This window comes from Pelomonas aquatica (genome assembly GCF_026712205.1).
Lineage (GTDB): Bacteria > Pseudomonadota > Gammaproteobacteria > Burkholderiales > Burkholderiaceae_C > Pelomonas > Pelomonas aquatica.
This window is the reverse complement of sequence record NZ_JAPPUW010000022.1, coordinates 24,036-49,943: the sequence shown is the minus strand read 5'-3', so window position 1 is coordinate 49,943 and position 25,908 is coordinate 24,036. Positions and strand designations below refer to the sequence as shown.

The window sequence follows — 25,908 nt, the reverse complement described above, 5'->3', positions numbered from 1 at the left end:
TCAGTCCAAGGAGCTAATCTGTCATGTCAGCCGTTCTTGAAAGCCAGGCCGTGGAGTCCACCGAGACCTTTGAGCGCGTGCCGGTGGGCGCGCCCGAGTACAACCGCATCGTCGAATTCCTCTATGACGAGGCGGCGCTGCTCGACCAGATCCGCCTGACGGAATGGGCCGCGACGCTGGCCACCGACCTGGTCTACAACGCGCCGCTGCGCGAGACTCGCGGCTCGGCCCATCAGGCCGCCACCTATGTCCGCAGCGTGCAGCACTACCACGACGACTACCGCTCGGTGATGGGCCGCATCATGCGTCTCACGGGCAAGAGCGCCTGGGCCGAGGACCCGCCCTCGCGCACCCGCCGCCTGGTCACCAACGTGCTTGTGCGCAAAACCGCCAAGCCCGACGAGTTCGCCGTCGTCAGCTATCTGCTGGTCACGCGCAGCCGTTTCAATTTCGACGAGTTCGACCTGATTAGCGCGGAGCGCCACGACATCCTGCGCAAGGACGGCAACAGCTTCAAGCTGGCCCGCCGCGAGATCCTGCTCGACCAGGCCGTGCTCGGCACACCGAACCTGGCTATCTTCCTCTGAGACCCTTAGAGCCCTTGCGAATGGCTGGCGTTCATCCGAAGGCCAGCCATTTTTCATCGTCGGCGCACAGCACCGCCGCGCGCTCGCTGAAATCCCAGGTCGAGCCGACGATGCGCAACGCCAGCGCGGCTCGCTCCGGCTGCTGGACATGGCAGTGCCCGGTCGGCATCGCGTGGATCTGGATGTCCAGGTTCTTCTGCCGTCCCAGCGAAATCATCGCGCAGCGGCGCAGCACGATGGCAGCCTCGGCCTCGTCAGGGGAGAGTGTCTGCAAGGCCCAGCGGGAGAAGCCTTCCCGCAGCGACACGTTCGGGCCGGCAATGACCAGGCCGTCCAGCTGCCAGTCCAGCAGCAGATCGCCGTTAGCCCACAGCTTCGCCTGCGTGCGACCGTTGACGCGGTCTGGCACCTCGATGTCGTACTGCCGGCGCGGCCGCTGCATGGCGGCGGTGGCGATCGCCAGGCCGGCCAGGTCGAACAGGTGGGTGCATTGCAGGCTAGCCTCAGTGACGCGCGCCACCGAACTGGCGATCCGATCCAGTCGCATGCCGACCAGACCATTCAGCGGCCCTGCCGCCGATGGGCACAGCGTGTACGGATTGCGCAGCGCGCTCCCTTCGACGTGCAGCACCTGTTCAAATTCGTGATCGACGGCGGCCCTGAAGTGGTGGAAATCGTCTTCCAGCGCGGCGCGGGCCGTGCCGCGCCGGGGCCCGCCCTCATGGGCAATCACGATGCGTCGACGGAAAGCGCCCATGGAGATTTCACTTAGACATAGTGGTCTTAAAGTGTACGATGGTGCTAAATGTGTTCATATTTAATTTGCGAGGTCAGAGATGGCGCTGTTGCGTGACAAGGTCGCCTTGATCACCGGGGCCGGCAACGGCATCGGCCGTGGCGTGGCCCGCCGCTTCGCGCGCGAAGGCGCGGTGGTCGTCATCGCCGAGATCGACGAACGCACCGGCCCGGCCGTCGCCGCCGAATGCGTGGAGTTGGGCGCGCGCGCGCTGTTCGTGCGTACTGACGTCACGGACAAGGCCAGCATCGAGGCCGCCATCGCCACCGCCGTCGAGGCCTTCGGCGGCCTGGACATCCTGGTCAACAACGCCTTCGTGCCCACGCCCAACGTCAAGCTCGAGGACAAGACCGACGAGATGCTCGAGCGGACGCTGCGCTCCACCGTCTGGGCCAGTTGGTGGGCGATGAAGGCTGCGCTGCCGCACATGCGCGCACGTGGCGGCGGCAAGGTGGTGAACTTCTATTCGATCGACGTGGAGATGGGAGCCTGGCTGCATGGCGACTACAACACCGCCAAGGGCGGCATCCTCGGGCTGACGCGCAGCGCCGCCTCCGAGTGGGGGCGCTTCAACATCACCGTCAACGCGATCGCGCCAACGGCCATGGGGGCGACCTTCCACAAGCTCTGCGCCGAGAACCCCGGCTTTGCCGAGAAGTCGGCCGCGATGCGGCCCCTGGGCCGTTGTGGCGACCCTGAGGAGGACATCGGCCCGGCCGTCGTCTTCCTCGCGAGCGACATGTCGCGCTACGTCACCGGCGAGTCCATCCATGTGGATGGCGGCCTGCACCTGCCCGGCTACAACTCGCGGCCAGCCGACGTGCCGGTGCGCGAGCGCTGACCGGCAAAGAACAGGGCTCGCCATCTCCCGATGGCGGGCCCTGCTGGATAGACAACGCCTCAGCGCTTGGCGACCTTGATGTCGGTCTCTTCCAGATCCCAGGTGGCAGCCGTCTTGCCTTCGTCACGCAGCAAATACTTCAAGACCCGACCTTGCGGATTCTTCGGCAGCGAATCGCGGAACTCGATGTAGCGCGGCAGCGCGTAATAGGGCACCGCGTCGGTGGACCAGCGGAACAGGTCCGCATGGGCCAGCGTGGCGCCGGCGTGCAGCACGGCGGTGACCTTGACATCGTCCTCGCCCTTGCTGGACGGCACCGCATGCACGGCCACCTCGGCGATCGCCGGGTGTGCTGCGAACGCCGCCTCCATCTCGAAGCTGGAGATGTTCTCGCCGCGACGGCGCAGGTAGTCCTTCTTGCGGTCAACGAAGTAGAAGAAGCCCTGCTCGTCGAACTTGCCGATGTCGCCGGTGTGGAACCACAAGTTGCGCAGCAGCTTGACCGTGTCCTCCGGGCGGCGCCAGTAGCCCATGAACATGATGTCCGGGCGCAGCGGCCGCACGACGATCTCGCCCGCGGTGTTGGCCGGCAGTTCGCGGTCCAGTTCGTCGACGATGCGTACGTCGAAGTCGGGGATGCGCTTGCCCGAGGAGCCCGGGGCCGCGTACTCGCCGCCGGGCAGCGAGGTGACCACGCAGGCCTCGGTCAGGCCGTAGCCGTTGCCGCCGACCTGCCTGGCGCCGAAGCGCTCGCGCCAGATCTTCTTGGTCTCCTCGGTGAAGGGATTGCCCCGCACCGTGTGGATCTGGCCGATGCAGCGCCTGGCGGCTTCGCTGTCCGGGGCCTGAGCGAGCAGCCCGCCCATGCTGCCGAGGATGGAGGCGATGGTGGCGCCGGAGCGCTCGACTTCCGGCCAGAAGTTGGAGACCGAGAAGCGCGGCACGACGCAGACCCGCGCGCCCACCAGGATGTTGGAGATGATGCCTACGCACAGCGCATTCATGTGGAACAGCGGCAGCGGCGTGATCGTCACGTCCTTCTCGGTGGCCGGGCCGGCGCGCAACTGCAACCGGGCCAGGTTGCACATGAAGTTGTAGCTGAGCATGCAGCCCTTGGACGGCCCCGTCGTGCCGGAGGTGTAGACCAGGCAGGCGAGTTCTGCCGGATCGGGCTTGTCGTCGAAGGGGCTGGCATCGCTGCCGCGATGGGCATCCAGCGGCACCACGGCGACGGAGAGTTCCCCCGCAGGCGCGGCCGCCCCGCTGCGGTGCAGGATCTGCTTCACCGCGGGCGCGCCGGGCACCACGGCGGCAATGCGCTCCAGGTAGTCGCCCTCACAGATGACCAGCGCCGCATCGGCGTCGGCGATCTGGTGGCGCAGGAACTCACCGCGCAGCGCCGTGTTGATCGGCACGCTGACGGCGCGCAGCTTGTTCACGGCCAGCCAGACCACGACAGCATCGATGTTGTTGTCCAACATCGAGACCAGCGTTTGACCCTGGCGCAGGCCCAGATCTTGCAAGGCGTGCGCCATGCAATTTGAGAGTCGGTCAACTTCGGCGTATGTGTATAGATTTCCGGCGAAATCGAGCAGCACCCGGTCGGGGAATCGGGCCACGGCGCGGTCCAGCGCGGCGATCACCGTATCGCGTTCGCCGAGGCTCCAGGTGTCGGGGCTGCCCATGCCGTTGAGCGAGTTTTCATTGCGAACAGCGGCATCAAGCATGGAAGTCACCGTTTCTATCTATTCCAATATGAGAATAAAATTCTAGATGTAGGGGCGACGCGCCTCACGCGTGTTTACCCTGAACGGCTCGGGCCGCAGGCGGAAATGCGTGTCTAAAAACCAAGAAGATGATCGACAATCCAGATACCTCAGCGAGGACCGAACATGGGACGAGAGAAAGAGCAGTCGCCGGCGCAAGTGATCGATGCCATCGGCAAGGCACCTGCCCAGCGCAGTGCGGCGCTGTCGGCCGTGACGCAGCCCACACGGCGCGCGGCCGCCACAAAGGCCGCGACAAAAGCGGCGAAAGTGCCTAAGCCCGCGGCGGTGAAGGCGAAGACTGCCAAGGCGCCCGCCAAACCCGTCATGGCCCTGGTGCCACCGGCCGCGGCGCCAGCCGCAGTGGCGCCTGCACCGGCCGCCACACCGGTGCGGCGCAAGCGCCGCAACAAGCGCTCCGAGGAGACGATCGAGACCATCCTCGTCGCGACCGAGCAGATCGTGCTGGAGTCCGGCGCCAGCCGCATCTCCATCCTGGACGTGTGCAAGCTCGCCAATGTCTCGCGCGGCACCTTCTATCGCTACTTCTCCTCGCAGGACGACCTGCTGGATTCCTTCTCTCGCCACAAGCGCGATCGCTTCCACCGAGCGTTGCAGGAAGCTGTCGAGCCCTTCGCCGACCCGGACGAGCGCTTCGATGCGCTGCTGGCCTATCTGGAGCGCTATCTGGAGCATGGCAACGCGCGGCGGCTGCTGCTGGTGGCGCCGGACTACGCGCTGAGCTTCTTCAAGCGAATCTTCCATGACGCGGTCGTTCGTTTCGAAGATGTTCTGCGGCCGGTCTTCGATGCCTGGGACGACCGTCTCGGCGCCCGCATCGACCGTGAACTGGTCAGCGAAATGCTGATCCGCTATGTGCTCAGCGAGCAACTGGTGTCCGGCTCGACTGAACGCCACAGCCTGCCGCGCCGCGTGACCCGCATGATCACGACGATCATGGGTGCCGGCGTGGTCCGCACCCGCCGCTGAGCGGCGCATCCGATGGACCTTGGGTTGCTCGGGCGTCGGGCGCTCGTATGCGCATCCTCGCGCGGGCTGGGCTTGGCCTGTGCCTCGGCCCTGGCGCGCGAAGGCTGCGACGTCATCCTCAACGGCCGCGATGCCGGCCGCCTCGCCGCCGCTGCCGACGAGATCGAGCGCCTGCATGGCCGACGCCCCGCGCTGGCGGTCGCTGACCTGAACATCGCATCGGGTCGCGCGGCGCTGCTGGAGATCGCCGCCGGCCCGGACATCCTGGTCACCAACAATGCCGGCCCGCCGCCGGGCAAGCTGGGCGACTGGGACCACCTGGCCTGGCTGGCTGCGCTGGAGGCCAATATGCTGGCGCCCATCGAGTTGATCACGGCGGTCATCGGCAGCATGCGCAAGCGTCGCTTCGGGCGCATCGTCAACATCACCTCGGCCGTGGTGAAGTCACCGCGCCTGGGCCTGAGCCTGTCGACCACCGCCCGCACTGGGCTCACCGCCTTCTGCAAGGGGCTGCAACGCGAGGTCGTCGCCGACAACGTCACCATCAACAACCTGCTGCCGCAGCACATCGACACCGGTCGGCAGCTGGAGATGGCACAGCGCATGATGCGCGACCGCGGCATCAGCTTCGAAGAGGCGCGCGCCCTGCAGGCACGGATAGTCAGGGCGGGGCGCCTGGGCCGCCCGGAGGAACTGGCCGATGCCTGCGCCTTCCTGTGCTCGGCCCAAGCCGCGTTCATCTCCGGGCAGAACCTGCAGGTCGACGGCGGCTCCTACGACGGCCTGATCTGACCGGGATCGGGTGAGACGCGCAGCGCGGCCGGGATGGCCTGCGCCGCGTCGAAGTCGATCTCTACCTCCGCCCCATTCGGGTCCTGGAAGAACACCTGCCAGGTGCTGTAGGGCCGTGGCAGCCGCACCAGCCGGTAGGCGATGCCGGCCTGCTGCAGCAACCCAAGCGTGGACGCGGCATCGCCCCCCATGAAGGCCATGTGGTCCAGCGCGCCGCGCCGCGGCGTAGGCATCTGCTGCACCTCGATCACGTGCAAGACCGGATGCCCGCCCACATAGAGCCAGAGGCCACCGATGCCGAAGTCCGGCCGCGGGCCCACCGCCAGGCCCAGCCGTTCATAGAACACCCGCGTCTCCTCCAGCCGGTCGGTGACGACGGTGAAGTGGTCCATCCGCTGTATCGCACCCATCTGCATGCTCCGGCTTGCCTACTGGAAACCTATTAGTTGAACATATTTGCTAAATATGCCTAACATTGGCATGATGCCGGCATCCCACTCCGACCGTACGAGTAACGCGGGTTGGCGACCCGGACAAATTCCTGACGAACATTCATCGAGGTTCACCCATGCTGATCGATCTGCACGCTCATGCCCCGCACCCCGACTACTACAACCAGCATCCGCACTGGGGCCCGTTCTTCGAGCAGCACCAGGACGGCGACATCAAGCTGCGCGTCGGCGACTGGATTCTTGGCCTCGGCTCGCCGGAGCGAAAAGCGGCTGTCCGCGCGGGCAATGGCCCCAAGCTGGAGACCTATCTCGCCCGCTGGGCCGACCCCAAGACCCGCCTGGCCGGCATGGATGCCGCGGGCCAGAACGCGCAAGTCGTGTCGGTGCCCTCGCACTGCTACATGTACTGGGCCGAGCCCGAGTTCTCGGTGCCCTTCGCCCGCAAGGTCAACGACACACTGGCCAACTATTGCGGCCAGGCGCCGGATCGTCTGATGGCCTGGGCCCACGCGCCGCTGAACGTCCCCGAAGAGGCGGCCAAGGAAATCCGCCGTGCCTGCACGCACCTGGGCGCCAAGGGCCTGGTGGCTGGCGGCGCCAACTTCGGGGGCCTGGAGTTCGACTCCCCGGAGATGGACCCGGTCTGGCGCGCGCTGTGCGACCTGGATCTGCCGATGTTCGTGCATGGATATAACCAGTCGGTGACTTGGGGCAAGAAAGCCAACGACGACCGCTACGAGACCACGGCCATCGTCGGCATGAACTACGACGAGACCCGCTGCTTCTGGTACATGGTCAACGGCGGCGTATTCGACCGCTTCCCCGACCTCAAGGTCTACATCACCCACGGCGGCGGCTACGTGCCCTACCAACTGGGCCGTATGGCGCAGTGCAATCCGAACCTCGACGTCTCCCACAACAAGAAGCCGGTCACCGAGTACCTGAAGAACTTCTACTTCGACGTCGAGCTACACGAACTGCCGATGCGCCAGGCGCTGATCGACATCCTCGGCGCCGACCGCATCCTGTACGGCAGCAACTTCGGCGGTAGCGATGCCGTGCGCCATGACCTGACCGACGGCCTGCGTCTGTCCGATGACGATCTGCAAAAGATCCGCTGGAAAAACGCCTGCGAACTGCTGCACCTCGACCCGGCCAAGCTGGGCAGCCCGGCGCCGAAGCAGGTGGCCACAGCATGAAGATCGCGCGCTGCACCACCGGCGGGGCAGCCTTCTGGGCACTCGTCGATGTCCCGGCGCAGACGGTCACGCCGATCAAGGGCGCGTTTGCCGACTGGGCGCCGCGGGTCACCCGCGGCGAGGCCGGCGCCATCGAGACCACCGGCGGTCCGCTGTCGCTGACGGCGGTGCGCCTGCTGCCGCCGATCGAGAAGGGCAACCGTGTCGTCGTCGCCGGCGCCAACTACGCCAAGCACCTGGCGGCTGACTTCGGCCTGGTCAAGCCTCATGGCCAGCCGATTGCCTTCCTCAAGGCCTTCGGTGCGCTGATCGGCGCGCGCGACGAGATGCGCTATCCGCCGCTCACCGATGAGCTGGACCACGAGGTGGAACTGGTGGCTGTGATCGGCGCTGAAAGCGTCGACCGCGACGATCCGCTGTCCAGCGTCCTGGGCTACACGGTCGGCAACGACGTCAGCGCCCGCGACCTGCAGCGCAGCGGCCCGCCCGGCGTCGGCATGGACCTGTTCGCCGCCAAGAGCCAGGACCGCTCGACCGGCTTGGGGCCCTGGATCGTTACCCGTGACGAGTTTCCAGAAGGCTCTCCCATGCGCCGGCTGACGCTCAAGGTCAACGGCGAGACGCGCCAGGACGGCAACACCGCCGAGATGACCTGGGACGTGGGCTTCCTCGTGCGCTTCGTGGACGAGCGCTCCACCTTCGAATGCGGGGACGTGATGTTCACCGGCTCCCCGGCCGGCACTGCCCAGGGCACGGGCCTGTTCCTGAAGCCGGGCGACGTCGTCGAGGCCGAGGTCGATGGCATCGGCATCCTCAGAAACACCGTGGGCCCGAAGCTGGCCCGCTAAGACAACCAGAGAGGCCAGGACCATGGCAGACCTCACAGACAAGATCATCGTCGTTGGCGCCGGCCTGATGGGCACCGGTATCGCCCACGCCTTCGCCAGCTCCGGCTTCACCACCGTGCTGGTCGACACCAATGGCGACGCGCTCGACAAGTCCCGCCAGCAGATCGAGAAGATCCTGGACGACGGCGTCAAGCTCGGCAAGGTGCAGCCCGACGCCGCCGCGGCGGCGAAGGCGCGGCTGACGATCTCCGCCGATCTGGTGTCTGCCGCCGGCGGCGCCGCGTTGCTGGTGGAGACCGTCTCCGAGAAGCTGGACATCAAGAAGGCAGTCATCACCGCTGCTGCGCCGGTGCTGGCCGCCAACGCCGTCATCGCCACCAACACCTCGGCGCTGAGCGTCACCGAGATCGCCACCGCGGTGGCGTCGCCGGAGCGCGTCGTCGGCATGCACTTCTTCAACCCGGTCCACAAGATGAAGCTGGTGGAACTGGTGCGCGGCCTGGCCACCGACGACGAGACCGTCGCCCGGGCCCGTGACTGGTCCGACGCCATCGGCAAGACCAGCATCGTCGTCAACGAATCGCCGGGTCTGACCACCAGCCGCATGTCTGCGCTGCTCGGCAACGAGGCGATGTGGATGCTGCAGGAAGGCACGGCCACCGCCGAGGACATCGACACCGCGCTGCGCCTGGGCTTCAACCATCCGATGGGCCCGCTCGAGCTGGGCGACCTGACCGGCTGGGACACGCGCCTGTCGGTGCTGCGCTACCTGCACGCGATGCTGGGCGACAAGTTCCGCCCCTGCCCGTTGATCATCAAGATGGTGGCCGCCGGCCGCCTGGGCCGCAAGACCGGCCACGGCGTCTACAAGTACGAGGGCGGCCAGCGCGTGCCGGCCTCGGGCCTCAAGGCCAGCGCACTCTGAGGTCCCCCAATGAGCGCGTACATCATCGAAGCCATCCGCACCCCGGTTGGCAAGTTCCGCGGCAGCCTCGCCGGGGTGCGCGCGGACCATCTGGGCGCCCACGTCATCGCCGAACTCGTCAAGCGTGCCGGCTTGCCGGCAGATGTTGTCGATGACGTGATCTTCGGCTGCGTCACGCAGATCGGCGAGCAGTCCGCCAATATCGCGCGCACCTCGCTGCTCGGCGCCGGCTGGCCCGAGACGATCCCGGGCCTCACCATCGACCGCAAGTGCGGCTCCGGCGAGGCGGCTGTCCACGTGGCGGCGGGGCTGATCCATGCGGGCTCGGCCCGCATCGTTGTCGCCGGTGGCGCCGAGAACATGAGCCGCGTGCCCATGGGCAGCAACCGCGACCTGCACGGCGAGGCCTTCGGCTGGATGGCCAGCGACAAGTACGAGCTGACCGGCCAGGGTGAGGCCGCCGAACGCCTGGTCGACAAGTGGAAGCTGAGCCGCAGCGAACTGGACGCCTTTGCGGTGGAGAGCCATCGCCGCGCCGCCGCAGCGGCAGCGGCAGGCTGGTTCCAGAAGGAGATCACGCCGGTGCCGGTGATGGCCTTGCGCGAGAAGGGGCTGGAAGGCGAGGCGCCGGTGTTCGCCGCCGACGAGACGATCCGCCCCGGCACGGCGGCGGAAAAGCTGGCTACGCTGAAGACCAGCTTCCGCGCCGACGGCCGCATCACGGCCGGCAATGCCTCGCAGATCTCCGACGGCGCCGCCGCGCTGCTGCTGGCCTCCGCCGAGACGGTCGCTCAGTTCAAGCTCAAGCCGCGGGCGCGGGTGCGAGCCTTCACGACCGTGGGCTCCGACCCGACTCTCATGCTGACCGGCCCCATTGCCGCCACCCGGCGCGTGCTGGCGCAGGCCGGCCTGACCATCAAGGACATTGACCTGTTCGAGGTCAATGAGGCCTTCGCCCCGGTGCCGATCGTCTGGATGCGCGAGCTGGGCGTGTCGCACGAGAAGCTGAACGTCAACGGCGGTGCGATCGCGCTGGGCCACCCGCTCGGGGCGAGCGGCGCAAGGATCATGGTCTCGATGCTGCACGAGATGGAGCGCCGCGGCGCCCGCTACGGGCTGCAAGCCATCTGCTGCGCCGGCGGCATGGGTACGGCGACGATCATTGAACGCCTCTGAGGCCGGAGCCCCGTGATGCCGCGTCTGCCCCTCGTGCCGCTGAGCGAGTTCCCGCCGGGGCTGCGAGCGGTGACGGAGCGCGGGCGCAGCAGCGGCATGCTGAGCACCACGGCGCCCGTCCAGGTCTGGGCCCACCGGCCCGAAGTGGCCGCCGCCTGGCTGCAGGCGCTGGAGCAGCTACATACGCACGGCCTGCTGGGCGCGCGACTGCGGGAACTGGTGCGGCTCAAGATCGCCTCGATTACCAACTGCCAGGCCTGCCGGCTGGCCCGCAAGAGCGACACGGTCACCGAAGCCGATCTGGCGAACCTTGCCGACCTGGCCTGCCTCGCGCCCGACAGCGACCGCTTCAGCCCACCCGAGCGCGCGGCCCTGCGCTATGCGCAGTTGTTCGCCGACGACTACACGGCCATCGATGACACCGTCTACGCCGAACTCGCACGATGGTTCAGCGTGCCCGAGGTCGTCGAGCTGAATCTGTTCTGCGCACTGATGCTGGCCGGCGGCCGCATGACCTACGTCCAACAGGCTTACGAGGAGGCAGGCACGACATGAGCGAGACATTCCTGTACGACATCCCGCTGACCCGGATCGACGGCACTCCCGCCACGCTGGCGGCCTACAAGGGCCAGGTCTTGCTGATCGTCAACGTCGCGTCCAAGTGCGGGCTGACGCCGCAGTACACCGGCCTGGAAGCCCTGTACCGGCAACAGCGCGAACGCGGCCTTCAGGTGCTGGGCTTCCCCTGCAACGACTTCGCTGGCCAGGAGCCGGGCACCGAGGCCGAGATCCAGAGCTTCTGCGACACCAGCTACGACGTGCACTTTCCGCTGTTCGCCAAGGTGCAGATCAACAGCGAGCCGCGCCATCCGCTGTACCAGGCGCTGATCGCCGCACAGCCGCAGGCCCACGGCTCCGGCGACGACAAGCTGCACAAGACGCTGGCCCAGCACGGCCTACTGCCCAAGCGCGAGACCGACGTGACCTGGAACTTCGAGAAGTTCCTGGTGGGCCGCGACGGGCGGGTGCTGGCGCGCTTTGCGCCGGACGTGACGGCGGAGCATCCCGCGCTGCTGGCGACCATCGAGCAGGCGCTGGGTTGAAGCGATGAACGATGGCGCCGTCCTCGCCGGCCTGCGTCATCGAAGTGACCAGCGATGTGGCCGGCTGCAGCGCGGGCTTGCATCTGTGCGAGGCCGGTGTACGAGCCCCACCGGCAGCGCATGAGCGCCGACGAACTCGCAGCCCGCGACGGGGGACGGCGGGCTGATGATTCCATGACCCGGCTGACCCGCTCGCAGGCCATCCCGCTGGTGCTGCTCACGCTCGTCTGGGGCTTGAACTGGCCGGTGATGAAGAGCGCCGTCAACGCCTACCCGCCGATGACCTTTCGCGCGCTGTCGATGCTGGCCGGCCTGCCGTGCCTGGCGCTGGCGCTGCGCTTCTTCAAGGTGCCGTTCCGCATCGCGCGGCAGGACTGGGCGGCCGTGGCCCTGCTGGCCCTGACGAACATGGTGGTCTGGCATGTCTGCCTGATGCTCGCGCTGCCGGGCCTGCCCTCGGGCCGGGCGGCGATCCTGGGCTACACGATGCCGGTGTTCTCGGCGCTGTGGGGCCTGGGGTTCTATGGCGAGCGGGTGCGCGGGCGGCAAGCGCTGGGCATCCTGGCGGCCGGGGTGGGCGTGGTGCTGCTGCTGTGGCACGAGTTCGCACGGATGAGGGGCGCGCCGGTGTCGGCCGCGGTGCTGCTGTTCGGCACCGCGATCTGGGCGCTGGGCACGCAGCAGTTGCGACGCACGCAGGTGCAGGCGCCGACGCTGGCGATCGCCTTCTGGATGACCGTCATCACGACCGCCGTCGCCTGCGGCTGGAGTTCCGCGACCGAGTCCGCCCGCTGGGCAATTCCTGACCCCCGGGTGTTTGGCGCCATCGCCTACAACGCCGCGTTGATCTTCGGCTTCTGCCAGCCAGCCTGGTTCAGCCTGGCGCGATCGCTGCCGCCGGTGGCGTCGAGCGTCAGCATCTGCATGATCCCGGTGATCGGGCTGCTGTCCGGCGCGGCGCTGCTGGGCGAGACCCTGCATTGGCAGGACGGCGCGGCCATCGCGCTGATCCTCGGGGCGATCGTGCTGGTGCTGTGGCCGGCCCGGCCCCTGTCGACCTCGGCCGAATTGCAAGAGGCTTGAAATGAGTGAACCGCAAGCCCGGGTGACACCCGTCCCCGCCGCGCAAGGCCAGGCCATGGGACTGCTCGCCCTGGTGAGTTGCCAGGTCGGCCTGCACGCCTGCACGCAGGGCGCGCGCCTGGCCGCGCCCTTGCAGGCGCTTCAGCAGGGGCAAGGCGCCTTCGCCGTCGGCGTGCTGCTGGCCTTCTTCGCCTTGGTGCCGGCCGTGTTCGCCATTCCGGCGGGGCGCATGGCCGACCGCTTCGGCTTCCATCGGCCGGTGCGCGTCGCGGCCACGCTCTCGCTGCTGGGCGCCCTGTGCGGCGCGCTGAGCGGTCATGTGCTGGCGCTCTGCGCCACGGCCGCGCTGTGCGGCGCGGGCTCGGGCTTCGGCATGATCGCGGTGCAGCGCACGGCCAGCCGCATGGCACGCAGCACTGCAGAGCGGATCAGCATCTTTTCCCGCGTGGCACTCGCGCCCTCGGTGGCCAATCTGGTGGGGCCGCTGCTGGCGGGAGTGCTGATCGACCACTACGGCTTTCGCGCCGCCTTCTTGGCCCTGGCACTGCTGCCCGCCGCGACCCTGCTGATCGCCGGCGGCGTGCCGCGGGAGTTGATCGCCCGCGCCGCCCCGGCGGCGACTGCGCCGCCCCCGGCCTGGCAGATGCTGGGCTCGCCCGCCTTCCGGCGGCTGCTGTTCATCAACTGGCTGGTGTCGACGAGCTGGGATGTGTTCGGCTTCGCGCTGCCCATCCTCGGGCATGCGCGGGGCTTCAGCGCGGCTTCGATCGGCAGCGTGCTGGCGGCCTATGCGGTGGCTTCCATGGCGGTGCGGCTGCTGATCCCGCTGGTGGCCGAGCGGCTGTCGCGCCGGCTGATGATGGTGGGCGCGCTTGGCCTAGCGGGTGCGGTGTTGCTGGTGTTCCCGTCCCTGGGCGCGGTGTGGGCGATGGGCCTGGGAGCCTCGGTGCTGGGGCTGGCGCTGGGCGCCATCCAGCCGGCGATCCTGGCCAGCGTGCACGAGGTGGCGCCGCCAGGTCGCCAGGGCGAGGCGCTGGCCTTGCGGGCCATGAGCGTGCACCTCTCGATGACCACGATGCCGCTTGTCTTCGGGGCGGCGGGCGCGGCGCTCGGGGCCAGCACGCTGCTGGGCCTGATGGCCTGCGCACTGGCGCTGGGAACCTGGCAGGCCCGCAATGGGAGCGAGAGTCATGCAGACCACTGAACTGAGTCGCTGATGCAGAGCCTGGCGCCGAACAAGGTCTTCGGTGGCCGGCGCATCTTGGTGTCAGGGTCCTTCAGGCCAGCTTCAGGTTTCCTACCCGCGGCATCCGTCCCAGCGTCAGCAGCAGCGCCGGTCCGATCACGCAGCAGGTCGTGCTGTAGGCGAGCAAGGGGCCGTAGCCGCCGCTGGCCTGGTACATGGCCGCATACATCAAGGGCGCGAGCATGCTGCCGGCGGTAATCAGGCCCAGGTGGATCCCAAACAGTCGCCCGTAGTGCTCCAGCCCGAAGTAGCGGGAGACCAGGTAGGCCGACATGTCGAACTCGGCGCCGGTGCCGACGCCGACCAGGCACACCGCCAGCACCAGCAGCCAGGACGGCGAGGCGGGGCCCGCGCTTGACAGCATCAGGCAGCCGATGGCCGGCATGGCCAGCGCCACGGCCGCCACGCCGGGCGCCCAGACGCGGTCGATCAGCCAGCCGGCGATGACCCGGCCAGCAATCAACGCGATGCCGAAACTGCCGAAGACGCTGCCGGCCTCGGTGGCGCTGAGCCCGATGTCGCGCAGCAGCGGTACGGTGTTGGTCACCATGCCGACGATGGCCGAGACGACCAGCGTCAGCGCAACGTTGAGCGTCCAGAAGCGGCGCGAGCGCACGGCGGTGCGGAAGTCGGAGGGTCCTGCCACGCAGGGTTGCCCGGCAGCGGCCGCCTTCTGCGGCGTGGCACCGGCGTCCGGGCTGGCCCTGAACCACAGCAGGGCCAGCGGCCAGGTCAGCACCAGCGGCAAGCCGCCAAGCACGATGAAGGCCGCGCGCCAGTCCCAGCGCTCGATGGCCCAGCCCAACAGCGGCGGCAGGATGGCAGCAGACAGGCCCGAGCCACAGAGCACCAGCGCCAGCGCCAGCCCGCGGCGGCGATCAAACCACTGGCTGACCAGTTGCGTCCAGGTCACGAAGGTGATGCCGGTGCCGGTGATCGGCGCCAGGAAGTAGAGCAGGTAGAGCCAGCCGATCGCGCTCGGGATCAGCGTGATTGCGAACAGGGTCAGGGCCAGCGCTGCCAGCGAGATCAGCGCCATGCGTCGCAGCCCCCAGCGCAGGTTGGCCCAGCCGGCCAACTGGCTGGCGACAACGACGCCGCCCGACATGAAGCTGATGGCGATCTGCAGGTCGGGCCGGCTCCAGCCGAAGGCCTTCTGCAGCGGCAGCACCAGCGTGCCGAGGCTGTAGAGCAGGGTCACGCTGGCTGTCGTGGCGGCGCCGGCCAGGGCCAGCAGCAGGATGCGCCAGCCGCGGGCGAATTCGCTGGTGTTCATCGGTGGGCTGCCAGGTCGACAAGGTCGGCCATCGCCGGGTTGTGGGCCAGCATGCCGCCGTCGGCGATATAGGTCTGGCCGTTGATGTAGCGCGCCTCCTCTGAGGCGAGGAAGCAGACCAGGGCGGCCAGGTCGTCCGGCTCGCCGATCTCCGGCGTCAGCAGATGCCGTTGCATGACCTGGATGACGTCCGGCACCGCGGCGCGCGCACCGGGCGACATGACCAGGCCCGGCGCCACCGCATTGCAGCGGATGCCCTGCTTGCCGTGGTGCGTGGCGATCTGGCGGGTCAGGCCGATGATGGCTGCCTTGGACACCGTGTAAGCCATGCGCGTGATGTCGCCGGAGAAGGCGCCGGTGGAGGCCGTGTTGACGATGGCGCCCGAGCCCTGCCGGATCATCGTCGGCAGCGCGTATTTGCAGCCGGCGAGGTAGCCGCGCACATTGGCCGCGAAGATCAGGTCCCAGGTGTCGAAGCCGATGTCGATGGCGTTCGTGTCCTTGGCGTGCAGCGCCGGCGAGGTGAGGGCGGCGTTGTTGTGCAGCACGTCCAGGTGGCCGAAGCGCTCGATGGTGCACAGCACCAGGCTTTCGATCGATGTCACGTCGGCAGCGTCGAATTGCACGGCGCTGGCAGCACGGCCCAGTTCCGCGGCCACCGACGCTGCCCGTTCGCCATCGATGTCGGCGATGACCACCGTCGCGCCCTCAGCGACGAGCCGGCGGCAGGTCGCCTCGCCGATGCCCGAGGCGCCGCCGGTGACGATCGCCACCTGGCCGTCGAAGCGGCCCAGGTGGGGGCTCATCATTCCTCCGTGCCGAGAACGTTGCGGGCCGTGCCGTTGCGGCGGTCGCCTTCGCCCCAGGCGAACCAGCGGTCAGGCACGCGGGTGTCGCCGACGCGCTGCCAGCGACCTTCCTGCTGCGCGGTGGGCACATGGCCGCCGAGGAAGTCGACCATGCGGCCCTTGGCGTCCGGGATGAATTCCCACTGGTCCTTGCCCTCGACGGTCAGCAGCACCTTGTCGATGAAGGGATCGCCGTCCTTGCGGATGACGGTGGCCTCGATGTCGGTGGTGGTGCGCACCTCGCTCTTCTCGTTGCAGAGGAAGGCGAAGCCGAGGTTCTCGTGGCCGACCAGGAAGGTGCCGGCGTCGATCGTGCCGTCGGTGTAGACGGTGGCGAAGGCGCACCAGATCACATGCTTCTTGTTGTTGACGATCAGGCACTTCTTGGCATGCACCTGGCCGCCCTCGGCCATGTACGACTGCTCGACCGCCACGATGCCCTTGACCGCGCGGCCCTCGACCGTGCCGGCCACGTCATAGAGCTGCGAGATGTAGAAGGTGCCCCAGTCCACCCCGGGCAGCAGCCACTGCATGCCGGGGCCGATGTTGCGGCCTTGCAGGTCCATCAGTCCTTCCTCGACCCAGTGCATGTGCTCGCCGGAGGCGTCCAGCTTCCAGGGCGTGCCGGCTTCTTCCGGCAGGCTGGTCCAGCGGGCAGTGTCGCCCTCCACCAGGGTGCGGGTGGGCATCAGCGTCTGCGCGGTGGCCAGCATCTTCGGCTTGTCCATCCGCAGGGTCTGGCCGTCTACACGGGTGCTCTGGTAGATGAAGCGGGTGTTGTTGGGCGTGCCGGTGGGCGAGTTGACCGCGCGCACCACCGTGTACATGTGGCCCTCGTCGTCGCGCACGGTGCCGAAGGGCATGGTCTTGCTCAAGTGCAGGCCGAAGAAGCCGCGCAGGTCGTGCATGGCGGCGCCGCTGCTGCGGTGCGGGGCGACGAGCATCTGGAAGGCGAAGTCGCCGCGTTCGGGCACGCGGGGAAAGGTTTTCATGATGTCAGTGCTTTCAGGGAGTTGAGCAGCGCGTCAGAGCTCATGCCGTGCTTCTGAGCGACGCATGCGAGGTCGAGGTATTCGCGCCAGGACTGGATCTGGCCGCGGTCGTTGAGTTCGAAGACGGCCACTAGCGGGATCTCCACCCAGTGGCCGTTGCGCAGCGAGGAGTCCACGCGCTCGGTGAACACGGTGTTGCCGTCGGCCGCGACGGCCTTCATCACATGCTTCTGGTCGGTCACCCGTTCCTTCATGCCCAGCAGTGCGGCCTTGATCGCGGCGCGGCCGCGGATCGGCTCGACCGTGGGCGTCACGATCTGGTAGCTGGCGTCCTCGGCCAGCGGGGCGAGCGCGGCGTCGAAGTCCTGGGGCCAGCTCTTGCTGAAGGCGCTGATGAATTGGCGTACCGTGGCTTCGGGGTTCATGGTTAGACCTGGGGCTGTCGATTCGGCGTGAAGGTGAGATCGTCTTTGGCTGGCTTGCTATCGATGAGTTGCGGGCTGCCATCGGCGAGTTGCAGATCTAGTCGACACGGGCCGCGGCACGCCTGCGGGCAGGGCGGTCGGCGCGGGCGAGATAGGCATCGATCAAGGCGCTGTCGTCCAGCAGCGGCCGGGCGTGCTCGAACAGGCTCATGCAGAGGATGTCCACCGCCGTGAAGCGATCGCCCAGGATGTAACGTCCGGCCGCCAGCGTGGCCTCGATGTGCTTCATCATTTCGCCGTCCAGGTAGCGCATCGGCGCGTCCTGTGCGAGCAGCTTCCTGCCCTTCATGTAGACCAGCGGTTCGGTCAGGCCCACCTGGTAGAACAGCCAGGTGAGGTAGCGGCCGCGCAGCGGGTTGGCTGACGGCACGCCCACCGGCGATTGCGGGAACAGGTCGGTCAGGTAAAGGGCGATGGCGCCGGTCTCGGTCACCACATGGCCGTCGTGCGAGAGTGCGGGCGTGTAGCCGCGGGGATGCGGATTGCGCGGATCGGCGTTGCTGCCGTCGGCCTTGGGGTAGCTGACGATTTCGACCGCGTAGTCGGCCTCCAGTTCCTCGAGCAACCAGAGGATGCGCGAGGAGAAGGAGCCGGGCGAGTGGTAGAGCGTCAGCATCGTCGCGGCCCCGTCCTTCAGGCGGCCGCAAAGCCGCGGAACTGTTCCAGTTCGATCGCTTGCGCTGGCGGCTTCAGGAAGTAGACGACCGACAGGCGGCCCGGTTCGAAGCGGTAGGTCTCGATGCTCTCGATCACCGCATCGGTGCCCTTGATGCAGTTGCGGTGATGCACTGCGACCTCGTTGCCGTTGACGATGGTCTCCACGACTTCGAGCCGGAAGCTCGCGTTGTGCTTGTCCCACATTTCCTCGATGACGAACCAGCCTGTGTTCGGGTCACTGCGGCCGGCGTAGCCGATGTCGAGCCGCTCGGGCGCCATCTCGCGGTAGTGGGCCATGAAGCCCTCGCGGTCGCCGTTGTTCCAGCAGGCCACCTGGCCGTGCATGAAGCGTTCGATGGCTGCCTTTTCTACGGTGGTCATACCTGTCCTTGTTCGGCGGGCCAGAGGTCGGCGAGGCCGGGGTTGGTCGAGGTGATGAACTTGCGCAGGAGGGCCTTCAACAGCAGGCCGTCGTCGCCTTCCATGCGGGCGAGCAGGTCAGACTCGCGCGACTTCGCAGCGGCGAGCAGGTGGACGGAGCGCATGCGGCCCGACTCGCTGAGGCGGTAGAGCGGCGGCCCCCCGGCCGAGCCGGCGATGGCGATCCAGCCCTGGGCGAGCAACGCGTAGAGAATGGGTTCGCAGGGGGTGTCGAGCACATAGGAGAGTGCGGCATCGAGGCTGGCGGCCGTGACGCCGTCCTGTACGGTCAACGCTGCAATGACGATCCATTGCGCTTCGCTCAGGCCCTGCTCCCGCACCAGTTCGCGCAGGCCGGCGTGGCTCTGGTAGTGCGCTCGGCCGAGCAGGTAGCCGAGCATGTCGTCGTTGAGACCGCCGGCGATCCTGGCGCTGCGCGCCTGTGGCAGCGAGCGGTCGTGCTCGGTGGCCCTGGCGTAGCGACCGGCGTGAAACACCAGCGGCGAACGGCTGCTGCGCTCGAACGCGGTGACCTCTCCGACGATGATGACATGGTCGCCGCCCTCGTAGCGGAAGCTCGTGCGGCATTCGAAGCGGGCGGCGCAGCCTTCCAGCAGCGGCACGCCGGAGCCCGCTGCGGCCACGACCTCCAGGCCGGCGAACTTGTCTTCGCCCGCGCGGGCGAACACGTCCGAGAGGCCGTGCTGCTCAGCCGCAAGCACATGCACCGCCCAGTGCTCGGTGTCCATGAACACCGGCAGGCTACGCGAGGTCTTGGCCAGGCTCCAAAGCACCATCGGCGGATCGAGCGAGACGGAGTTGAAGCTGTTCGCGGTGAGGCCCACCGGGGTCCCGTCGCCCGAGCACGCGGTGATGACCGTGACGCCGGTGGCGAAGGATCCGAGCGCGGCGCGGAAGGCCTTCGGATCATGGGCCCGCGACGGCATCACTGAGTCCATCCGCTCAGCCCTGCTTGATGAAGTAGCGGACGGCCAGGCGGCCCGGCGTCCTGAAGTCGTACAACTCGATCGTCTCGATGGCAATCGTCGTGTCGCGCAACTTGTTGCGGTTGTGGCAGGCCGCCTCGAGTCCGTTGACGACCAGCAGCACCTCCTCGATCTCGATCTTGGCGCCCTGCTGGGCCCACATGCCTTCGAGCACCGGCCAGCCGTTGCCGGCCGGCCCGCGCCCGACGTACTCGATCAACAGGCCTTCCGGCGCCGCCTGGCGATAGGCGCCGAGGAAGCCCTCCTTGTCGCCCGCGTTCCAGGCCTGCACCTGGGCATGGAGGAAGGCCTGGATGCTGGATGCGTCCATAGTGTTCAGTCCCAGATGACGTGGATGTTCTTGGCGCCGCGCAGCATGGCGCCCTCGATGACCGGCGGTGCCTGGGTCGGATCGACGCGCAGGTTTGGCAGCAGGTCCAGCACGGCATTGACCGCGCAGACGATCTCGACCTTGGCGACGAACTGGCCGATGCACATGTGCGCGCCGAAACCGAAGCCGAAGGAAGGCTTCTGGCGGCGATCGACGTCAAACACGTCGGGGTTCTCGAACACGGTCTCGTCGCGGTTGGCCGAGGCCACCATGCACTGGACGAAGCTGCCCTTCTCGATCTTTACGCCGCCGATTTCCATATCGTTGGCGGCCTCGCGGACCTTGAATGTGGACACCGGCTCGAAGCGGACCGTCTCGTCGATGATCTTGTTGAGCAGCGAGCGGTCGGCCATCAAGCGGGCCATCAGTTCCGGCTTGGTCAGCAGCATGGTCATCACGGCGCTGAAGGTCCGGGTGGTCGTCTCGGTGGCGGCGGGCAGCAGCGAGCGAACGAAGGTCGTGACCTCGTGATCGTCGAGCTTGCGGCCTTCGTACTCGGCGCGGATCAGGCGGCTGATGAGGTCGTCGCCAGTTGCGCCCTCGGCGCGGCGCTGCCGTACCACGCCCTTGATCGAGTCGTACAGCCCCTTCAGCGCGATGCCGGCCTGGCGGCGGGCTTCATCGATCTTGGTTGGGTCGATGATGTTGGCGCCGAGGATGGCCAGGCCCCAGGTGGCGTACTGGCGATAGGTCTCCTTGTCCTCCGGGAAGCCCATGACGGCGTAGATCGCGCGGATCGGGAAGTTGAGACCGAAGTCCGCCAGGTCAGCCTTCTTGGCCGCCACCAGCGGCGCGATGAACTCCTCGCGCATGATGCGGTCCAGCGCCGGTTTCCACTTGTTGACCGTCTCCGGCATGAAGGCGGGCTGCAGCATGGCGCGCACGTTGCGGTGCTGCTGGCCATCCATGGCCAGGATGATCAGGCCGTCGAACACCGCACCCAGGCCTTCGGCGATGAAGCCGTTGGTGTAGTTGGTGGCATCCTTCAGCACATTCATCACGTCCTGGTACTTGAAGACGGCCACCGTCTTGCGGGTCTGCATCTTCATGCCGGCATTCGTCGGCACGCCGAACTTGCCGATGAAGTCGCCCTCCCAGACCGGCGAGTTCTGGCGCATCTCGCGGCACATCGCGTAGATGTCGGCGCCGGTGCCTTTGTAGGCGTCGGAGACGGACGAGTACACGCTCTCCAGCTTCTGTTCGTTCGATTGTTCGGTGTGGCTTGTCATGGCTTTGTCTCCGTCTTGGAAAGGTCGGGGTAGCGCCCCAGGGTGAGCAACAATGCGGGGCCGAGGACGCAGGCGCCGCCGCAGAGCATGAAGAGAGGGTGGTAGCCGCTGGCCTTCAGCAACGCGCCGAAGGCAAAGGGCGATACGGCCGAGCCGATGGTGACCAGGCCCAGGTGCATGCCGAACAGGCGGCCGTAGTCGCGCAGCCCGAAGTAGCGGGAGACGAGATAGGCCGCGATGTCGAACTCCGCCCCGGCACCCACGCCGCACAGCGCGGTGGCTGCGACCAGCAGGGCCAGCGGGGTGTGTGCATCGGCGCTGAGCAGCAGTGCGCAGCCGATGGCCGGCATCGCGAGCACGATCGCCGCGACACCCGGCGCCCAGTAGCGATCGATCAGCGCGCCGACGAAGATGCGCCCGGCGATCAGCGCCACGCCGAAGCTGCTGAAGATGCCGGCCGCGGTGGCAGCGCTAAAGCCCAGGCCGCGCAGCATCGGCACGGTATTGGCCGTCAGCCCGTAGAGCGCCGAGACGACCAAGGCCAGCGCGATGTTGCAGGTCCAGAAGCTTCGGCTCCCGACGGCCTGCCGCCATGGGATGCCGTCGACCCCGTCCGTTGGCGTCCTGTTCGTTGCCACGCCCTGCGCGGGCAGGTTACGCCAGGCCGTGCTCAGCCAGAACACCAGCACCAGGCCGCCGAGGCTCAGGTAGCCGGCCTGCCAACCCCAGCGCGCAACCGCAGCGCTCAGCAGCGGCGGCAGCGCGGCGGCGGCCAGGCCCGTGCCGCACAGCACCAGCGACAAGGCCAGGCCGCGATGGCGCTTGAAGCGCAGATTGACGATGTGCGTCCAGGTCACCGGTGTAGTGCCGATGCCGATGAAGGGCAGCAGGAAATAGCCGAGGTAGAGCCAGCCGATGGCGCTCGAGGCCAGTGTCAGAGAGGCGAAGGCCAGCACCAGCGCGAGCATCGACACGCCGGTCACCGCGCGCATGCCGTAACGCGCATTGAGCCAGCCGACGAAGTTGACGGACACCGCGCCACCGGCCGCGAGGAAGCTCACCAGCAGCTGCAGGTCGGCCTTGCTCCAGCCCAGCGCGTCGCTCAGCGGCACGATAAGCGTGCCCAGGCTGTAGATCAGCAGCGCGCTGACGCTGGTGGCCACGCCGGCCAGAGCCAGCAGCAGCGTCTTCCAGCCGGAGCGGAACTCGCTGGTGGCCAGTGGCGGCGTGGCCGGAGCCGCGCTGATCGCGTGCGTGTTCATTTGGCAAGGAAGCGCTTCACGCGCCCCGCTGCGATGCGGCCGGGCAGGCCGTTGATGCCGCCGCCCGGGTGGATGCCGGCGCCGCCGAAGAACAGGCCCGCCACCGGCAGCGTTTCTCCGCCCAGGCCGAAGGCCGGCCGCATGCCGCCGGACCGGGTCGTGCCGGTGTCGATGTGGACCACGCAGCCGTTGTGCACGTTCAGCCGCTTGGCCAGGTCCGGAGAGGCCTCGACGCGGCGGCCTATCTCCAGATCCTTCAGGCCGTCCATGTACTCGCTGGCCTGGTCGATCACCTGCTGGCCCACGCGGCCGCGGATCGCGTCCCAACCTTCGCCGGGCTTGACCGGCATCGCCACCGGATAGAGATAGGCGATGTCTTGCCCGGCCGGCGCCTGCGACGGATCAACGGCGCTGGGCAGCGTGCTCCACATATAGGGAAGGGTGGGCACCTCGCCGCGCGCCGCGGCGCGGAAATTCTCGAGCACCGCGTCGGTCGTGCCGATCAGCAGCACGCACTTGCGCAGGTCCAGCCCGTCGCTGCGCATTGCCTGGTGGCGCTTGATGCTGACCTGGCCGCGCAGCGCCACGTCCACCTTCAGCGGGGCGCCGCCGTGGGCGTTGGCCGGGGCAAGCGCCACGCGCACCATGGCGCGCCGGTCCAGCGCTCCGGGGGTGACGATGTCGAACGCGTTCTTCGGATGGATGCTGGCCACCACGGCCTTGGCGTTCAGTACCCGGCCGTCCTTCAGCCGTACGCCGGTGGCCTTGCCGCCCTGGGCAATGATCTCGGCCGCGGGCGCATTGAGCAGGATCGTGCCGCCCAGTTCTTCCAGTCGTGCCGCCAGCGCATTGCTCAACTGCTGCATGCCACCCACCACGCGGCCCACGCCTGTGCGCAGCAGGAAGCCCAGCAGCGCGAAGTAGACGCCCGTGCCTTCGTTGGTGATCGGGCCTGCGGCGCCGAGCAGGCAGCACAGCGCAGACTGGGTGATCGGGTGCTCGAAGCGCTCCATGATCACCTGGTAGGCCGGGCTACCGAGCATGCCCATGATCTCGGGCTTCAGGTGCTTGTTGCGCAGCAGCGCCTTCAGCGCTTGGAACTTCGCGCCCCAGTTCTTCAGCGCCGGGTCCACGCGCATCATCGGGATCGCCATGTCGATGAAGGCGTTGACGATCTTCATGAACTCGATGAACTCGGCGGCGTCCGCCTCCGAGAAGCGGCGGATCTCGGCGGCGGTCTTGTCCACGTCGCGCCAGAAGGCCAGCGACTGGCCGTCCGGGTGCAGGTAGACATAGCCCGGCGTCATCTCCACGTGCTTGAAGCCATGGCGCGCCAGGTCCAGTTCCTCCGGCATCATGGGATGGACCCGCAGCGACATCAGGTCAAGCGCGCAGGGATGAACCAGGTGCTGCGGCGCCTCTGGAATCAGGTAGCCCGAGGAACACATGCCGCCGACCTTCTCCAGCGCCTCGGTCACCACCACCTTCTTGCCGGCCATCGCCAGGTAGCAGGCGCAGGCCAGGCCGTTGTGTCCGCCGCCGACGATGACGGCGTCGTAGGTTGCTGTTGTCTCGCTCATGGGATCCTTCGGGTTCTTCTCGAACGCGTTTCTTGTCTTAAATGCCGCCGACCGGTCTCCACCAGTGCAGCCGGCCCGATACTTTTTGCAGGTGTTCCCAGGCGGCGGTGACGGCGGCCTTGGCTTCTGGGCGGGACAGGCCCAGGCCCAGCATCACCAGCGTCGCGGTCTCGCGGATGTAGGCGCCGTCCAGCGCGCCGGTCTGCAAGATCCGCCGCGCACCCTCGAGGCTCACACCGACGACCAAGTCCACCGCGGCCTCCAGCGATTCGAATTGCACCTGGCCGCGCTGCCGGCCTTCCTCGAGCCCGCGCTTGACGATCACGCTGCGCGGGTCCTCGCCGTCGAGGAATTCGATGAAGTCGACGCGCGAGATGAAGGCGGCGTGCCGCGGCTCCATGGCCGCGCGGGCCAGCGCCATCAGCGGGCCGGCCGCCATGCGCACGGCGTAGTCTTCGATGCCGGCGAACAGCGCCTCGTAGCTCGACAGCATCTCGCCCGCCATGCTGCGGCCGATCTTGGCGCGCACCTCGTCCAGCGAATCGAAGTACTTGTAGAAGGTGCCGCGGGAGACGTCGGCCACGCGGATCACGTCGTCGATCACCGGGTGGAAGCCGGCTGGCGCCTGCAGATAGGCCTCCATCGTCGCGGCGATCAGCCGGGCGTGCATGCGCTCGCGCTTCTCCGCGGCGGAGCGGACGCGGAAGTCCTCGGTAGAGGCGGTCGATTCCACTTCAGGCGGCCTCGCGGATATCGGGCAGCAGCGACAGGTTCGAGGCCTGGCCCAGCAGCGCGCGGCCATAGAGTTCGGTGGACAGCATCGTGTTCAGCGCCGTGTGTCGCGAGCCGACGCTCAGGTCGCGCCACAGGCGCTGCAAGGGGCTGCTGAGCGCGAAGGCGCCCGGCCCGGCGATCTCCATCAGGCGCTCGCCGGCGCGGCGCAACTGCCGCATCGCGTAGCCGCAGTCCGCCTGGACGCGCGCCTTCTCGTAGCCACTCAGCGGCTGGCTCTGTGCGGCCTCGTCGATCATCGAGACGGCCCGGCGCACATGCAGCCAGGCCGAGTCGATCTCGAGCGCCGCCTCGCCAAGTTGGCCGACGAAAGTCTGCGAGTCCGCCTGCTTGCCGTACTGCCAGCCGATCGTCGGCCGCGCGGGCATGTTCGCCTTGACGATGTCCAGCATCGCACCGGCAGCGCCGAGCATCGGCGACAGTACGCCCAGCGGGAACAGCGGCTCGACGGGCCAGCGGTCCCGCGGCTCCATCTCGGCCAGCGGACGGCTGCCGCGAAGCGCCGAGAAGCGCAGCACCAGCGTCGACGGCACGAAGGCCTTGCTGGCTACGATGGTGTTGCTGCCCGAGGCCGACAGGCCCGAGACATGCCAGGTGTCCTGGATGGCTACGTCCGGCCCGGCCAGCGGCAGGAAGGCGAAGCCCGCGTCGTTCTGCTGACCCTGATCGTCCAGGATGCGGATTCCGTTCAGTGCCCAGTCCGCATGCAGGCAGCCCGAACCGTAGCCCCAGGAACCATCGACGACGTACCCGCCCTCGGTGGCGCGCGCGGTGCCGATCTGGCCGGCGACGCTGCACACCAGTTCATCGCCTCGCTTGAAGACCAGGTCGCGGATGACCGGCGGCATCGCGGAGGCCGAGCCGGTCACGCCGGAGAGCAGGCCGAAGGCCCAGGCCGTGCCCGGGCAGCCGCGGGCCAGTTCGGCGACCGTCTCGACGTGGGTGATTAGCTTGTGGCCGACGCCGCCAGCCCGGCGGGCGAACATCATCTTGAACAGGCCTGCATCGCGCAGTGCCTGGATCACCACGGCGCTGGCGCAGCGCTCGCGCTCTGCGTTCTCGGCATGCTTGGCGAGCAGCGGCGTCAGCGCGCGGGCAAGGGCGACGGGGTCAGAAAGATCGGCAACAGGTTCCGGCGACGAAGTACGCATATTTGTTCCTGAACAGATATGCGAATAGTGTCAAC

28 protein-coding genes are annotated in these 25,908 nt (G+C 67.9%); 12 read left to right on the top strand and 16 right to left on the bottom strand.

Features of this window, described 5'->3' with window-relative positions; all coding sequences use genetic code 11:
- Positions 1 to 23 precede the first annotated feature (23 nt).
- On the top strand, positions 24 to 587 hold the full coding sequence (locus NYP07_RS19770) for a 3-phenylpropionate/cinnamic acid dioxygenase subunit beta (protein ID WP_268153454.1): 564 nt from the start codon (positions 24 to 26) through the stop codon (positions 585 to 587).
- Between the two features lie 31 nt (positions 588 to 618).
- On the opposite strand, the gene NYP07_RS19765 is transcribed toward NYP07_RS19770, so the two are convergent.
- A complete protein-coding gene (locus NYP07_RS19765) occupies positions 619 to 1,344 on the bottom strand; it encodes a DUF2889 domain-containing protein (protein WP_268153453.1) in 726 nt (241 codons plus the stop codon).
- Positions 1,345 to 1,423: 79 nt separating this feature from the next.
- Here NYP07_RS19765 and NYP07_RS19760 point away from each other — a divergent pair, with 79 nt between their 5' ends.
- A complete protein-coding gene (locus tag NYP07_RS19760; RefSeq protein ID WP_268153452.1) occupies positions 1,424 to 2,224 on the top strand; it encodes an SDR family NAD(P)-dependent oxidoreductase in 801 nt (266 codons plus the stop codon).
- A 59-nt stretch (positions 2,225 to 2,283) separates the two neighbouring features.
- Here NYP07_RS19760 and NYP07_RS19755 read toward each other — a convergent pair whose 3' ends face one another.
- The gene (locus NYP07_RS19755; protein ID WP_268153451.1) at positions 2,284 to 3,951 is read right to left on the bottom strand and encodes an ATP-dependent acyl-CoA ligase; all 1,668 of its coding nucleotides are present in this window, start codon (positions 3,949 to 3,951) and stop codon (positions 2,284 to 2,286) included.
- 198 nt (positions 3,952 to 4,149) lie between these two features.
- On the opposite strand from NYP07_RS19755, the gene NYP07_RS19750 reads away from it, so the two are divergent.
- Positions 4,150 to 4,980, top strand: a complete 831-nt coding sequence (locus NYP07_RS19750) for a TetR/AcrR family transcriptional regulator (RefSeq protein WP_268153450.1) — start codon at positions 4,150 to 4,152, stop codon at positions 4,978 to 4,980.
- Positions 4,981 to 4,992: 12 nt separating this feature from the next.
- Positions 4,993 to 5,772, top strand: coding sequence for an SDR family oxidoreductase (locus tag NYP07_RS19745; RefSeq protein WP_268153449.1), 780 nt, complete (start codon positions 4,993 to 4,995; stop codon positions 5,770 to 5,772).
- Here the strand turns inward: NYP07_RS19745 and NYP07_RS19740 are convergent.
- Positions 5,754 to 6,164, bottom strand: a complete 411-nt coding sequence (locus NYP07_RS19740) for a VOC family protein (protein WP_268153448.1) — start codon at positions 6,162 to 6,164, stop codon at positions 5,754 to 5,756. The genes NYP07_RS19745 and NYP07_RS19740 overlap by 19 nt on opposite strands.
- A 176-nt stretch (positions 6,165 to 6,340) precedes the next feature.
- Here NYP07_RS19740 and NYP07_RS19735 point away from each other — a divergent pair, with 176 nt between their 5' ends.
- From NYP07_RS19735 to NYP07_RS19700, 8 genes are all read left to right on the top strand, one after another.
- The gene (locus tag NYP07_RS19735; protein ID WP_268153447.1) at positions 6,341 to 7,423 is read left to right on the top strand and encodes an amidohydrolase family protein; all 1,083 of its coding nucleotides are present in this window, start codon (positions 6,341 to 6,343) and stop codon (positions 7,421 to 7,423) included.
- Entirely contained in the window at positions 7,420 to 8,271 is an 852-nt protein-coding gene (locus NYP07_RS19730; RefSeq protein WP_268153446.1) for a fumarylacetoacetate hydrolase family protein, read from the top strand. Before NYP07_RS19735 ends, NYP07_RS19730 begins: the two co-directional genes overlap by 4 nt.
- A gap of 22 nt (positions 8,272 to 8,293) precedes the next feature.
- Positions 8,294 to 9,196 (top strand): 3-hydroxyacyl-CoA dehydrogenase, encoded by a 903-nt coding sequence (locus tag NYP07_RS19725; protein WP_268153445.1) that lies wholly within the window; start codon positions 8,294 to 8,296, stop codon positions 9,194 to 9,196.
- A gap of 9 nt (positions 9,197 to 9,205) precedes the next feature.
- Positions 9,206 to 10,372, top strand: a complete 1,167-nt coding sequence (locus NYP07_RS19720) for a thiolase family protein (RefSeq protein WP_268153444.1) — start codon at positions 9,206 to 9,208, stop codon at positions 10,370 to 10,372.
- A 15-nt stretch (positions 10,373 to 10,387) separates the two neighbouring features.
- Entirely contained in the window at positions 10,388 to 10,927 is a 540-nt protein-coding gene (locus tag NYP07_RS19715; protein ID WP_268153443.1) for a carboxymuconolactone decarboxylase family protein, read from the top strand.
- Positions 10,924 to 11,475: a glutathione peroxidase gene (locus NYP07_RS19710; RefSeq protein ID WP_268153442.1), complete on the top strand. Its 552-nt coding sequence runs from the start codon at positions 10,924 to 10,926 to the stop codon at positions 11,473 to 11,475. Before NYP07_RS19715 ends, NYP07_RS19710 begins: the two co-directional genes overlap by 4 nt.
- A gap of 174 nt (positions 11,476 to 11,649) precedes the next feature.
- The gene (locus NYP07_RS19705) at positions 11,650 to 12,558 is read left to right on the top strand and encodes a DMT family transporter (protein ID WP_268153441.1); all 909 of its coding nucleotides are present in this window, start codon (positions 11,650 to 11,652) and stop codon (positions 12,556 to 12,558) included.
- Between the two features lies 1 nt (position 12,559).
- Positions 12,560 to 13,762 (top strand): MFS transporter, encoded by a 1,203-nt coding sequence (locus tag NYP07_RS19700; protein WP_268153440.1) that lies wholly within the window; start codon positions 12,560 to 12,562, stop codon positions 13,760 to 13,762.
- 73 nt (positions 13,763 to 13,835) lie between these two features.
- Here NYP07_RS19700 and NYP07_RS19695 read toward each other — a convergent pair whose 3' ends face one another.
- The 13 genes from NYP07_RS19695 to NYP07_RS19635 form a co-directional block, all read right to left on the bottom strand.
- Positions 13,836 to 15,080, bottom strand: a complete 1,245-nt coding sequence (locus NYP07_RS19695; protein ID WP_268153439.1) for an MFS transporter — start codon at positions 15,078 to 15,080, stop codon at positions 13,836 to 13,838.
- Positions 15,077 to 15,886 carry an SDR family NAD(P)-dependent oxidoreductase gene (locus NYP07_RS19690; RefSeq protein WP_268153438.1) on the bottom strand — a complete coding sequence of 270 codons (810 nt, stop codon included), beginning with the start codon at positions 15,884 to 15,886 and terminating at the stop codon, positions 15,077 to 15,079. Before NYP07_RS19690 ends, NYP07_RS19695 begins: the two co-directional genes overlap by 4 nt.
- Entirely contained in the window at positions 15,886 to 16,920 is a 1,035-nt protein-coding gene (locus NYP07_RS19685; RefSeq protein ID WP_268153437.1) for a hypothetical protein, read from the bottom strand. The genes NYP07_RS19690 and NYP07_RS19685 overlap by 1 nt, the downstream gene beginning before the upstream one ends.
- On the bottom strand, positions 16,917 to 17,345 hold the full coding sequence (locus NYP07_RS19680) for a limonene-1,2-epoxide hydrolase family protein (RefSeq protein ID WP_268153436.1): 429 nt from the start codon (positions 17,343 to 17,345) through the stop codon (positions 16,917 to 16,919). The genes NYP07_RS19685 and NYP07_RS19680 overlap by 4 nt, the downstream gene beginning before the upstream one ends.
- 97 nt (positions 17,346 to 17,442) lie before the next feature.
- Positions 17,443 to 18,021 (bottom strand): glutathione S-transferase family protein, encoded by a 579-nt coding sequence (locus tag NYP07_RS19675; RefSeq protein ID WP_268153435.1) that lies wholly within the window; start codon positions 18,019 to 18,021, stop codon positions 17,443 to 17,445.
- Between the two features lie 17 nt (positions 18,022 to 18,038).
- Complete coding sequence (locus NYP07_RS19670; RefSeq protein ID WP_268153434.1) at positions 18,039 to 18,443, bottom strand: Cif family virulence factor; 405 nt, start codon at positions 18,441 to 18,443, stop codon at positions 18,039 to 18,041.
- A complete protein-coding gene (locus NYP07_RS19665; protein WP_268153433.1) occupies positions 18,440 to 19,441 on the bottom strand; it encodes a flavin reductase family protein in 1,002 nt (333 codons plus the stop codon). Before NYP07_RS19665 ends, NYP07_RS19670 begins: the two co-directional genes overlap by 4 nt.
- Before the next feature lie 4 nt (positions 19,442 to 19,445).
- Positions 19,446 to 19,799, bottom strand: a complete 354-nt coding sequence (locus NYP07_RS19660) for a nuclear transport factor 2 family protein (RefSeq protein WP_268153432.1) — start codon at positions 19,797 to 19,799, stop codon at positions 19,446 to 19,448.
- A gap of 5 nt (positions 19,800 to 19,804) precedes the next feature.
- Positions 19,805 to 21,088 carry a cytochrome P450 gene (locus tag NYP07_RS19655; protein WP_268153431.1) on the bottom strand — a complete coding sequence of 428 codons (1,284 nt, stop codon included), beginning with the start codon at positions 21,086 to 21,088 and terminating at the stop codon, positions 19,805 to 19,807.
- Entirely contained in the window at positions 21,085 to 22,350 is a 1,266-nt protein-coding gene (locus NYP07_RS19650; RefSeq protein WP_268153430.1) for an MFS transporter, read from the bottom strand. Before NYP07_RS19650 ends, NYP07_RS19655 begins: the two co-directional genes overlap by 4 nt.
- Positions 22,347 to 23,930 (bottom strand): phytoene desaturase family protein, encoded by a 1,584-nt coding sequence (locus NYP07_RS19645; RefSeq protein ID WP_268153429.1) that lies wholly within the window; start codon positions 23,928 to 23,930, stop codon positions 22,347 to 22,349. Before NYP07_RS19645 ends, NYP07_RS19650 begins: the two co-directional genes overlap by 4 nt.
- A gap of 37 nt (positions 23,931 to 23,967) precedes the next feature.
- Positions 23,968 to 24,663, bottom strand: a complete 696-nt coding sequence (locus NYP07_RS19640; RefSeq protein ID WP_268153428.1) for a TetR/AcrR family transcriptional regulator — start codon at positions 24,661 to 24,663, stop codon at positions 23,968 to 23,970.
- Between the two features lies 1 nt (position 24,664).
- Entirely contained in the window at positions 24,665 to 25,873 is a 1,209-nt protein-coding gene (locus NYP07_RS19635) for an acyl-CoA dehydrogenase family protein (protein WP_268153427.1), read from the bottom strand.
- Positions 25,874 to 25,908: the final 35 nt, after the last annotated feature.